Source organism: Vogesella facilis (genome assembly GCF_042648525.1).
In the GTDB taxonomy this organism is placed as follows: Bacteria; Pseudomonadota; Gammaproteobacteria; order Burkholderiales; family Chromobacteriaceae; genus Vogesella; species Vogesella facilis.
On record NZ_JBHRXN010000030.1, the window covers coordinates 296,755 to 308,529 of the forward strand.

Consider the following 11,775-nt stretch of genomic DNA (forward strand, 5'->3'; position numbering starts at 1 on the left):
AGGGCGGAACCGGCGACTTCAATCAACATCCGCGCAGCGGATTCCACCCCCGACAACACCAACAAGGCGCCGCGGTAAACGTTGGGCTTCGCTTCGCTCAACCGCAACCTACGTGGCGGAAACCCGGTCGCACCGGGCACTCCGCCGACGATGCCCAACGTTGGCCGCATGCGGCGGAACGCCCCTCTGGGGCTTCCACCCTACGCATCGATACCGCCACATGAAAAAAGCCGTCCACCCTGACGGTGAACGGCTTCGCATCCAGCATGCAGCAGGCTTAACGCGCCGCCAGTCGCTGCAGGATGTTGGAGAACTCCTCCATGAAGGCATCGAAGCGCCCGGCCAGGCGGTCGACATCGGCGGCGAAGCGGTTGTAGGCCACCACCGCCGGAATCGCCGCGAACAGGCCGATGGCGGTGGCGATCAGCGCCTCGGCGATGCCCGGCGCCACGGTGGCCAGCGTGGCCTGGCCGGCGTTACCCAGGCCGATGAAGGCATGCATGATGCCCCACACCGTGCCGAACAGGCCGATATACGGGCTGACCGAGCCGACGGTGGCGAGGAAGGCATTGTGATGGTCCAGCGCATCCAGCTCGCGCTGCGCGGCGGCACGCATCGCGCGGCGGGCGCCGTCCAGCTGCTCGGACGACTCCACCCCGGCCTGGCGCCGCAGCTTGAGGAACTCGGCAAAGCCGGCCTGGAACAGCTTCTCGCTGCCGCCGGCGTCGCTGTTGACGCGCGAAGTCTCGTACAGGCTGGAGAGGTCGACGCCGCTCCAGAACTTCTGCTCGAAATCCTGGGTGGCGCGGCGCGCGCGGCTCAGCACCGCCAGCTTGTTGAAGATGATGCCCCACGACAGCAGCGACAACAGCACCAGCCCGGCCATCACCAGCTGCACCGGCAGGCTGGCATGTACGATCAGGCTGAAGAGGGAAATTTCCTGCACATTGGCTCCTTGCGATCAGCGCAGCACGCGGCCGCTGTCCAGATCGATGATGGTGGATGGTTTGCGGCGCTTGCCGATGCGGCCGGACAGGGTGTGCACGCGCGCGCCGAAGGCGGTGCGGCAGGCCCGCGCGCTGCGCAGTGATTTTTGCCCGGCGCGGTTGGCCGAGGTGGACACCAGCGGCGAGCCCAGCGCCTGGCACAAGGCGGCGGCCGGGCCGTGCGCGGTGATGCGCACCGCGATCTTGTCGTGGCGGCCGCGCAGCAGGTGCGGCACCCGCCGCGACGCCGGCAGCAAGAAGGTGTACGGCCCCGGCCAGTACTGGTTGACGATGGCCAGCTGCGCCGGCGTCAGCGGCCGGATCAGCGGCCGCAGCTGCGCCAGGTTGGCCGCAATCACGATCAGGCCCTTGTGATTGGGGCGCGCCTTGATCGCCAGGATGCGGCGGATGGCGTGGACATTGAACGGGTCGCAGCCGAGGCCAAAGCAGGATTCGGTGGCATACGCCAGCACCCCGCCGTGGCGGAAGCGGGCGCGGGCGGTGTGCAGCGCAGCGGCGCGGGGAAGTTGCGGCAACGGTTTTCTCACAGCGGTAGCAATCGGAACAACGGGACAGACCGTCGCGCGGCGCGCCGGGTTCCCGTTCAGTCGTGCAGATAACGGGCGTTGATTTTAGCGACTGTGCCGTCTTTCTGCATCTTGCGCAGCGTGTCGTTGAGCTGCGCCACCAGCTGGTCGCTGCTGCCGGCATGGCAGGCCAGGTACATGAAGGTGGTGTTGAAGGTGAGGATGGGCCGGAGGTTGGCCGCCTTCTCGCGCGCCACCAGCTGTGCGCCGATGTACTTGCCGGTGGCCCAGTAGTCGATGCGCCCGGCCTGCAGCTTGCGCACGTTCTGCACATCGGTGTTGGCCAGGTCGACGTCGAAGTTGCGGGCGATCAGGTACTGCGCCACCGCGTCGCCGGCATAGCCGCCCAGCCGGTAGCGGCGCACGTCTTCCAGATTGTGCAACTCGCGCGGGCTGTCGCTGCGCGCATACAGCACCCACGGGTTTTCCGCCACCGGGCCGATCCACTTGAACTGGCTCTCGCGCTGGTCGGTGCGGGTGGTGGAATACACGCAGGTGTGCGGCTCCAGCACCGCGCGGTTGTAGGCGCGCAGCCACGGCAGCAGCTCGATGCTGTAGCGCACGCCGCTGCGCAGCATCAACTCGCGCACGATGTCGGTGGCGGAGCCGCCGATGCGGCCGCCGGCCTGCAGCATATTGAACGGCGGGTAGTCTTCGGTCAGCAGCGTAAGCGCGGGCGGACCGGCCGCCCGGCTGCCGGCGGCAAGCAATATCAGGCCAACTGCCAGGCTACGCATGACCATCCCCCCCGCTGGCAACACGCTTCCAGTCTAGACAGCAAATGCGCCGCCCGCCGCCGTGTCGTCAGCCGGCGCCGGGATGACGGCGGCGGCATGCAAAACGGCGCCCGTGGGCGCCGTTGCGATCGCGAAGGCGAGGCTTACTTCTGGCGGCCGATGGCGCGGTTGCCGATATCGCGGCGCAGCTGCTTGCCGGCGAACTGGATCTGGTCGGCCACGGCGTAGGCTTTCTGCTGCGCCATCTTCACGCTGTCACCCAGCCCCACCACGCACAGCACGCGGCCGCCGCTGGTGAGCAGCTGGCCGCCGGCATCGAAGCTGGCGCCGGCGTGGAAGGTCATGGTGTCGTCGCTGTTGGCCGGGATGTTGCTGATCAGGTCGCCCTTGCGCGGCGCCTCCGGGTAGCCGTCGGCGGCCAGCACCACGCCCAGTGCCACGCGGCGGTCCCAGTCGGCTTCCACCGTGTCCAGCTTGCCGTTGACGCCGGCTTCCAGCAGCACGGTGAAGTCGGACTTCAGCCGCGCCATGATCGGCTGGGTTTCCGGGTCGCCGAAGCGGCAGTTGAACTCGATGGTGAACGGGTTGCCGTCGGCGTCGATCATCAGCCCGGCGTACAGGAAGCCGGTGTAGGCGTGGCCGTCGGCCTTCATGCCGCGCACGGTGGGCAGGATGATCTCGCGCATCACGCGGGCGTGGATTTCCGGGGTGACCACCGGTGCCGGGCTGTAGGCGCCCATGCCGCCGGTGTTGGGACCCAGGTCGCCGTCGAGCAGGCGCTTGTGGTCCTGGCTGGTGGCCATCGCCAGCACATGCTCGCCGTCCACCATCACGATGAAGCTGGCTTCCTCGCCCTGCAGGAAGTCCTCGATCACCACGCGGGCGCCGGCGTCGCCCATCTTGTTGCCCACCAGCATGTCGTCGATGGCGGCATGCGCTTCGTCCAGCGTCAGCGCCACCACCACGCCCTTGCCGGCGGCCAGGCCGTCGGCCTTGATCACGATCGGCGCGCCCTTGCGGCCAACGTAGTCATGCGCCGCGGCGGCATCGCTGAAGGTTTCGTAGCCGGCGGTGGGAATGCCGTGGCGCTGCATGAAGGCCTTGGCGAAATCCTTGGAGCTTTCCAGCTGCGCGCAGAATTGCGTCGGGCCGAAGATCTTCAGCCCGGCGGCGCGGAACGCATCCACCACGCCGGCGGCCAGCGGCGCCTCGGGGCCGACCACGGTCAGCTCCACCTTCTCGGCGCGGGCGAACTCCACCAGCTGCTCGATATCGCTGATCGGTACATTGGTCAGGTGCGGGTCCAGCTCGGTGCCGGCATTGCCCGGCGCCACGAAGACCTTGGACACGCGGCGGGACTGTGCAATGCGCCAGGCCAGTGCGTGCTCGCGACCGCCGGAACCGATTACCAGGATTTTCATGCTGTGTGCTCTCCATCATGGCGGCAGCGGGTCTGCCCCGGGCTGCCGCCGCGTTGTGCTAACTCATCGTCCGGGCTTGTCGGCAAACTGCCAGCGCGCCCAGGTAAACAATACGTTGCCGGCCCCGGCTGCGCCCGGGATATAGGTGGCCTGCAGCGAGAAGCGGCCATACTCGGCCGATACCGTCGGCAGCACCACCGGCAGCGGCACGTAGTGGTAGTCGCTGCGCATGGTCAGCCCGGCGGTGAAGCCGGCGCCCAGCCGCCAGTCGCCGCCCGGCCGCCACATCTTCTGGTAGCCGTAGCCGGCGATCGGCTCGACATCGTGGTGCGAGTCGAGGAACGCCATCGCGTACCAGGCATGCCAGTCGCCGTCGGCGTCGTAGTGGTACTTGCCCACGCCCAGGCCCCACGGGTTTTCGTTGTAACCGTCAATCTTGTCGGCGCTGTACATGGCGCGGTTGTGCCAGGTGTGCAGCGGCACATACAGCTCGTACTGCGACGACTGCCAGGTGGCGGCCATGTTCGCCAGCGCCTGATCGCTGAGCTGGCGGCTGCGCGCCAGCAGGCCAGTGCTGGCGTCATCCTGCGCCGCCTGCTGCTCGGGGGCGTCGCTGGCGACGGCCGGCATGCTGGCGCTCAACGCCAGTACTGCCAGGGCTACTACACGGTTTACTGCCTTCACTGCCAAACCTTTCTGCCCCGGCGCGGCGCACGGCGCCACCGGGAGTGCTACGGAAAGCCGGCATTTTACTGCACTGCAGCATCCAGACGGAATGCCGTGTGGTGACAGTGTGTTAACAAAGGTTGGCCGCATGCGGCCAACCTTGGTCACGCCAGCTTAGTGGCGGAAGTGACGCACGCCGGTCAGCACCATGGCGATGCCGTGCTCGTCGGCGGCGGCGAACACCTCGTCGTCACGCATCGAGCCGCCCGGCTGGATGATGGCCTTGATGCCCTGCTCGGCGATCACGTCGATACCGTCGCGGAACGGGAAGAAGGCATCGGAAGAGGCCACGGCACCCTGCAGGGTCAGGCCGGCATCCTGCGCCTTGCGGGCGGCGATGCGGGTGGAATCGACGCGGCTCATCTGGCCGGCGCCGATACCGGCGGTCTGGCCATTTTTGCAGAACACAATCGCGTTGGATTTCACGTACTTGGCCACGCGCCAGGCGAACAGCAGGTCAGCCATTTCCTGTGCGGTCGGCGCACGCTTGGTCACCACGCGCAGCTCGTCCAGGCCGACGTTGCGGATGTCCGGGGTCTGCACCAGCACGCCGCCGCCGACGCGCTTCAGCTCGAAGCGGTTGGCACCGGCTTCCAGCGGGATCTCCAGCACGCGCACGTTTTTCTTGGCGGCGATGATGGCTTTGGCTTCATCGGTAAACGCCGGCGCCATCAGCACTTCTAGGAACTGGCCGGTTACCGCTTCCACGGTCTCGGCATCCACCGGACGGTTGAAGGCGATGATGCCGCCGAAGGCGCTGGTGGTGTCGGTGGCGAACGCCAGCTTGTAGGCGCTCAGGGTGTCGGCAGCGATGGCCACGCCACACGGGTTGGCGTGCTTGACGATCACGCAGGCCGGGGCGTCGAAGGTCTTCACCGCTTCCCACGCCGCATCGGCGTCGGCGATGTTGTTGTAGGACAGTTCCTTGCCCTGCAGCTGGCGGTAGCCGGCGATGGTGCCGGCAGCCGGGTCCAGGTCGCGGTAGAAGGCAGCCGCCTGGTGCGGGTTCTCGCCGTAGCGCATGTCCTGCACCTTGACGAACTGGGCGTTCAGGCGGTTCGGGAACGCCACGCGTTCCGGTACGCCGCTGTCCACGCCTTCGACCAGGCTGGTCAGGTAGTTGGAGATGGCGCCGTCGTAGGCGGCGGTGTGGGTGAACGCCTTCTTCGACAGGTTCAGGCGGGTCAGCTTGGACAGCTTGCCGCCGCTCTCGCCCATTTCTGCGGCCAACGTTTCATAGTCGGCGGCATCGGTGACGATGGCCACGTGCTGCCAGTTCTTGGCGGCGGAGCGCACCATGGTCGGGCCGCCGATGTCGATGTTCTCGATGGCGTCTTCCAGCGTGCAGTCGGCCTTGGCGATGGTGGCTTCGAACGGGTACAGGTTCACGCATACCAGGTCGATGTTGCCGATGCCGTGTTCCTGCATGGTGGCCACGTGCTCCGGCAGGTCGCGACGACCGAGGATGCCGCCGTGCACTTTCGGGTGCAGGGTCTTCACCCGGCCGTCCAGCATTTCCGGGAAACCGGTGTAGTCCGATACGTCGATCACCGGCACGCCGGCATCGCGCAGCAGCTTGGAGGTGCCGCCGGTGGAGAGGATTTCGACGCCAAAGCCGGCCAGTGCCTGGGCAAATTCCAGTACGCCGGTTTTGTCAGAAACGCTGATCAGCGCACGTTCGATCTTGGTCATGGTGTTCTACCGCCTTCAAAGTTAATGCAGCCGCCGGCAAGCCCGCGGCCAACTCAAATCTTGCTGTTTACCGGCCGGCGCCTGCGCGCCTGCCAGTGCTGGTGATCAACCTTATTGATAACTTCATCGCCCCCGCCCCTGCCCTGCAGGGGAGTTCGCTAGTCAAAATAAAGGCCACCCGTGTGCACGGGTGGCCCTGCTGTCAGATCAGGTCGTAAGCCTTCATTTTCTTGCGCAGCGTGTTGCGATTGAGGCCCAGCAGTTCGGCCGCGCGCGTCTGGTTGCCCTGGGTGTGGGTCAGCACCACCTCCAGCAGCGGCTTCTCCACGCAGGCCAGCACCATGTCGTAGATGGCCGCCGGGGTTTCCCCGTCCAGGTCGCGGAAATACTGCTCCATCGCCAGGCGCACGCTCAAGGAAATATCGTCATTGTTCTGCATGATGTTATCGACTATTCCGGGTTCTCAATCGGCCACCGCGTCGGCCTCGGCCACGCTGTCCGCCAGGTATTCCAGCCGCTCGGAATGCTCCGCCAGCCAGGTGAAGTAATCTGCCACCGCCACTTGCTGCTCGGCGGTGCTTTCCAGCCGGTACATCGCCTGGCGGAAGTCGTTGCTGCCGCGCAGCCCCTTGGTGTACCAGGCGATGTGCTTGCGCGCGATGCGGCAGCCGCTGTATTCGCCGTAGAAGTCGTACAACTCGGTCAGGTGGGCCTGCATCACCGCGCCGATGTCGGCGATGCGCGGTGGCGGCAGAATCTCGCCGCTGTCCAGGTAATGCTGGATCTCGCGGAAGATCCACGGCCGGCCCTGCGCGGCGCGGCCGATCATGATGGCGTCGGCGCCGGTGTAATCCAGCACGTACTTGGCCTTCTGCGGGCTGTCGATGTCGCCGTTGGCCATCACCGGGATGCGGATCGCCTGCTTCACTTCGGCAATGGTGTCGTACTCGGCGGCGCCGCGGTACATGTCTTCGCGGGTGCGGCCGTGCAGCGCGAGGGCGGCGATGCCGGCATCCTCGGCCATGCGCGCCACCTGCAGCGCGGTCTTCACGTCGCTGCTCCAGCCGGTGCGGGTCTTCAGCGTCACCGGCACATCCACCGCCTGCACCACCTGCTCCAGGATGCGGCCAACGTTGGCGAGGTCGCGCAGCAGCGCCGAGCCGGCCGCCACGTTGCACACCTTCTTCGCCGGGCAGCCCATGTTGATGTCGATGATCTGCGCGCCGTGCTCCACGTTCAGCCGCGCGGCATCGGCCAGCATCTGCGGCTCGCCGCCGGCGATCTGCACCACGATCGGCTCCACTTCGCCCTCGTGATTGGCGCGGCGCAGCGTCTTGGGGGTGGTCCACAGCGCCTTGTTGGCGGTGATCATTTCCGACACCGCCATGCCGGCACCCATCTGCTTGCACAGCATGCGGAACGGCCGGTCGGTGACGCCCGCCATCGGGGCCACGATCAGGCGGTTCTTGAGCTGGTACGGGCCGATTTGCATGGCAAATGAAAGGGATGGCAGCGGAAAAGGGTCGCCATTGTACTGCCTTTTATCGCGACGGTAAAAAGCTTTTTGCCTATTTTTTAGGCTATGACACTAGCCAGCAACAGGCACTAACAACTGGGGGCTGGCAGCAACGGCCGCCGGGGATGGGGGGTGGGAAGTCGGTCGATAAGCCGGGTTCTGTCGTTGGACAGTCATTCCTCTAGTACTGCCGTTACCGACAGTCTCAAGCAACCTACCCGGGTACAGCGCGGGCCACGCCAATGTACCCCTATTTGGTCTTGCTCCGGATGGGGTTTAGCCTGCCGGTCCGTATCGCTACGGCCGCGGTGCGCTCTTACCGCACCTTTTCACCCTTACCTGTGCCGCAGTCCAGCGTGCTGGCGAACCAGCGCTAGTACAAAACGTACGCTGCAAGCAGCGCGTATTCTGTCCTGAACAATGATGCGGCACCCTTGCGGGTGTCGCATCCGGCCATCGGCGGTTCAGCTCTCTGTTCCACTTTCCGTCGCCTCACGACGCCTGGCCGTTAACCAGCATCCTGCCCTGTGGAGCCCGGACTTTCCTCCCCGTGCAAGCACGCGGCGACTGTCTGGCCGACTTCCCGGCGCGGATTGTACCGCATGCGCTGTCATAAAGCTGCCGGCACTGACAAATATCAACCGCCGGCGCCGGCGCCATTCCTATAATCGCCGCACCCACCCGCCACACCAGAAATACACACATGCATCGCGCCCAGAACAAGCTGGCCCGCCTCCAGCTATTCGGCATGCTGGGAGCGGTAACGACCGTCGTCGTGCTGCTGGCCGGCTTCTTTTTCTACCAGCACTGGCAGGATTACCAGCACAGCCGTGCGGCCAACCTGCGCCAGTCCGAGCTGCGCAGCCAGGCCTTCATGCGCGCCTGGGGCGAGCACGGCCGCCTGCTACTGGAAAGCCTGCACGGCCAGGCCGACCAGATCCTGCGCCAGCGCATCCGCGAACAGGTGGACACCGCCTACACCCTGGCCAGCGCACTGTACCAGCGGCAGAAGGGCAGCCGCCCGGCGGCGCACATCCAGCGCGACATCCTCGAATCGCTGCGGCCGCTGCGCTACTTCGATGGCCGCGGCTACTTCTTTGTCGACAGCATGGCCGGCGACTGCCTGCTGCTGCCCACCGCGCCGGAACGCGAGGGCAGCTCGCTGCTGGACAACCGCGACGACCAGGGCACCTACATCATGCGCGCGCTGCTGCAGGCGGCCAGCGGCCCGCAGCAGCGCGGCTTTGCCAGCTACCGCTGGTTCCGCCCCGGCGAGCGGGTAATGGCGGAAAAAATCGCCTACGTGCGCTACTTCGCCCCCTACCGCTGGCTGATCGGCGGCGGCGAATACCTGCGCAACGTCGAGGCCGACCTGCAGCAGCAGGGCCTGGCGCTGCTGGCGCGGCAGCACGTGGTTGGCCGCAGCGGCTTTGCCGTGTTCGACGCGCAGGGCAAGGTGCTGCTCAACTTCGACGGCAGCCCGCCGCGCCAGGACGGCAGCAATATGCTGCAGGCACTGGCCGCCAATGCCCGCAGCGGCAGCGTGTTCAGCTTCGAGCAGCAGGAAGGCGCGCGCCGCGTCGCCTACACCGCCTACCTCACCGTGATGCCGCAGTGGCAGTGGCGCGTGCTGGCGGTGGCGCCCACCGGGCTGCTGGCCGGCAGCGACAGCCGCGACGACGCCAGCCTGCTGGCGGCCACCACCCGTGGCCGCATCATCGCCACCAGCAGCATCTTCGCCGGCACCCTGCTGCTGGCGCTGCTGTTCTCGCTGTACTACTCACGCTGGATGCACCGGCTGGTCAACGACTACCGCCTGCGGCTGGAGGAAAAACAGCGCCAGCTGGAAGCCGGCGCCCGCGACATCCAGCTGACGCGCCACATGAGCGACAGCGCCGCCGACATCATCGTGCTGCGCAATGCCCTCGGCCAGGTGGTGTACCAGAACCAGCGCGCCCGCGACTGCTTCGCCGCGCCGCACCAGCAGGCGCTGGAGCAGCTGTTCACCGTGCTGACCTGCGACGGCCCGCCGCACGAGCTGCTGCTGGACAGCTGCCACGGCCCGCTGAGCGTGGAGGTGCAGTATTCCAGCGTCAGCTTCGGCGGCGAACGCTTCCACTGCGCCACCGCGCGCGACATCAGCGCCCGCCTGGCGCAGCAGCACGAGCTGCGGCTGGCGGCCAAGGTGTTCGAGGCCAGCACCGAGGCGATCCTGATCACCGACGCCGGCAGCCACATCGTGGCGGTGAACCGCGCCTTCAGCACCATCACCGGCTACAGCGAGGCCGAGGCGCTGGGCCACACCCCGGCCATGTTCTCCTCCGGCCGCCACGACAGCGCCTTCTACGACGACATGTGGCAGCAGCTGCGCAGCCGCGGCCAGTGGGGCGGCGAAATCTGGAACCGCCGCAAGAACGGCGAGGTATACCCGGAATGGCTGACCATCAGCGCGCTGCGCGACGAGCACGGCCAGCTCACCCACTACGTGGCGCTGTTTGCCGATATCAGCGAGCGCAAGGCCGCCGAGGCGCGGGTGCAGCACCTGGCCGAGTACGACTACCTGACCGACCTGCCCAACCGCCTGCTGCTGTCCGACCGCCTGCAGCAATCGCTGCACCTGGCCGGCCGCGGCGGCCATCAGGTGGCGGTGCTGTTCATGGACCTCGACCGCTTCAAGAACATCAACGACTCGCTGGGCCACGCCACCGGCGACGCGCTGCTCAAGGCAGTGGCGCAGCGCACCCGCGGCGAGCTGCGCGACATGGACACCGTTGGCCGCACCGGCGGCGACGAGTTCGTCATCATCCTGCCGGAGCTGGCCGACAGCGCGCAGGCCGCCAGCGTGGCCGAGCGCATCCTGGAGGCGCTGCAGGCGCCGTTCTCGCTGGACGGCCACCAGCTGGTGGTCAGCGCCAGCATCGGCATCGCCATCAGCCCGGACGACGGCCACAGCGCCGAGCTGCTGCTGAAAAACGCCGACATGGCGATGTACGACGCCAAGGCCGGCGGCCGCAACGGCTTCCGCTTCTTCACCCGCCACATGACGCAGGCCGCCAACGAGCGCCTGCTGCTGGAAAGCCGCCTGCGCCAGGCGCTGAGCGGCGGCGAACTGCAGCTGGCGCTGCAGCCCAAGGTACGCATGAGCGACCGTCGCCTCACCGGCTTCGAGGCGCTGCTGCGCTGGACCGATAAGCACGGCCACAGCACGCCGCCCAGCCGCTTCATCCCGGTGGCGGAAGACAGCGGCCTGATCGTCGACATCGGGCTGTGGGTGCTGCGCGAAGCCTGCCAGGTAGCGGCGCAGTGGCCGCGCCACGGCGCCGCGCCGCTGACCATCGCCGTCAACGCCTCGCCGCGGCAACTGGCGCAGCCGGGCTTTGCCGAAGAGGTTGGCCGCATCCTGCAGCACAGCGGCCTGCCGGCGGCGCAGCTGGAAATCGAGGTCACCGAGAACGCGCTGCTGGAAAAAACCGGCGTGGTGCAGCAGACGCTGCAGCAGCTGAAACAGCTGGGCGTGCGCCTGGCGGTGGACGACTTCGGCACCGGCTATTCCAGCCTCGCCTACCTGAAGAACTTCGCCCCCAACACCGTGAAGATCGACCGCTGCTTCGTCACCGACCTGCAAAGCCGCCACGACAACGCCGCCATCGTGCTGGCCATCATCACCCTGGCCAAGAGCCTGGGCATGGAGGCGCTGGCCGAGGGGGTGGAAACCGAGGCCGAGTTCGCCGCCCTGCTCACCCTGGGCTGCGACACGGTGCAGGGCTACCTCACCGGCAAACCGCTGCCACTGGACGAGGCGGCGGCACTGGTGGCGGCGGAGGTGGAACGCGCCGAGTAGGGAGGGTTGGCCGCAGGCCATACCCACGCAAGGTTGGCGGCTTGCGCGGGTATGAACCGGTGGTTCAACCCGCCCTACAACATACGGAACAACAACGTTGGCCGCATACACACGTACAAGGGATGCGGCCAACGTTGTGTAGCGCCCAATTGCCCCACGGGGAGCGCCGGCAAAAACGGTATCCGCAAGGTTTTAAGCGGCCGCTTTGTCTGAGCCGCGCGACGTTAGCGCGCGGCGAGTTCGGCCGCGCCTTGCGGCTGCCGTTTTTG

General features: G+C 67.0%; 9 protein-coding genes and 1 other RNA gene. 1 reads left to right on the plus strand and 9 read right to left on the minus strand.

Annotated features, from left to right (window positions below; translation table 11 throughout):
• Positions 1-277 precede the first annotated feature (277 nt).
• From tolQ to rnpB, 9 genes are all read right to left on the minus strand, one after another.
• Positions 278-946, minus strand: coding sequence for a protein TolQ (gene tolQ, locus ACFOLG_RS11190; RefSeq protein WP_449369288.1), 669 nt, complete (start codon positions 944-946; stop codon positions 278-280).
• Between the two features lie 15 nt (positions 947-961).
• Positions 962-1,522 carry an L-threonylcarbamoyladenylate synthase gene (locus ACFOLG_RS11195; RefSeq protein ID WP_386091739.1) on the minus strand — a complete coding sequence of 187 codons (561 nt, stop codon included), beginning with the start codon at positions 1,520-1,522 and terminating at the stop codon, positions 962-964.
• Between the two features lie 68 nt (positions 1,523-1,590).
• Positions 1,591-2,310 (minus strand): substrate-binding periplasmic protein, encoded by a 720-nt coding sequence (locus tag ACFOLG_RS11200; RefSeq protein ID WP_386091741.1) that lies wholly within the window; start codon positions 2,308-2,310, stop codon positions 1,591-1,593.
• A gap of 143 nt (positions 2,311-2,453) precedes the next feature.
• Complete coding sequence (purD, locus tag ACFOLG_RS11205) at positions 2,454-3,731, minus strand: phosphoribosylamine--glycine ligase (protein WP_386091743.1); 1,278 nt, start codon at positions 3,729-3,731, stop codon at positions 2,454-2,456.
• A 63-nt stretch (positions 3,732-3,794) separates the two neighbouring features.
• Positions 3,795-4,415, minus strand: a complete 621-nt coding sequence (gene pagP, locus ACFOLG_RS11210; RefSeq protein WP_386091745.1) for a lipid IV(A) palmitoyltransferase PagP — start codon at positions 4,413-4,415, stop codon at positions 3,795-3,797.
• 156 nt (positions 4,416-4,571) lie between these two features.
• Positions 4,572-6,149 carry a bifunctional phosphoribosylaminoimidazolecarboxamide formyltransferase/IMP cyclohydrolase gene (purH, locus tag ACFOLG_RS11215; protein WP_386091747.1) on the minus strand — a complete coding sequence of 526 codons (1,578 nt, stop codon included), beginning with the start codon at positions 6,147-6,149 and terminating at the stop codon, positions 4,572-4,574.
• A gap of 202 nt (positions 6,150-6,351) precedes the next feature.
• On the minus strand, positions 6,352-6,588 hold the full coding sequence (locus ACFOLG_RS11220; RefSeq protein ID WP_174873430.1) for a helix-turn-helix domain-containing protein: 237 nt from the start codon (positions 6,586-6,588) through the stop codon (positions 6,352-6,354).
• Positions 6,589-6,612: 24 nt separating this feature from the next.
• Positions 6,613-7,641 (minus strand): tRNA dihydrouridine synthase DusB, encoded by a 1,029-nt coding sequence (gene dusB, locus ACFOLG_RS11225; protein ID WP_386091749.1) that lies wholly within the window; start codon positions 7,639-7,641, stop codon positions 6,613-6,615.
• Between the two features lie 156 nt (positions 7,642-7,797).
• Positions 7,798-8,248, minus strand: an RNA gene (rnpB, locus tag ACFOLG_RS11230) — RNase P RNA component class A.
• Positions 8,249-8,368: 120 nt separating this feature from the next.
• On the opposite strand from rnpB, the gene ACFOLG_RS11235 reads away from it, so the two are divergent.
• Positions 8,369-11,506, plus strand: coding sequence for a bifunctional diguanylate cyclase/phosphodiesterase (locus ACFOLG_RS11235; protein WP_386091751.1), 3,138 nt, complete (start codon positions 8,369-8,371; stop codon positions 11,504-11,506).
• Positions 11,507-11,775: the final 269 nt, after the last annotated feature.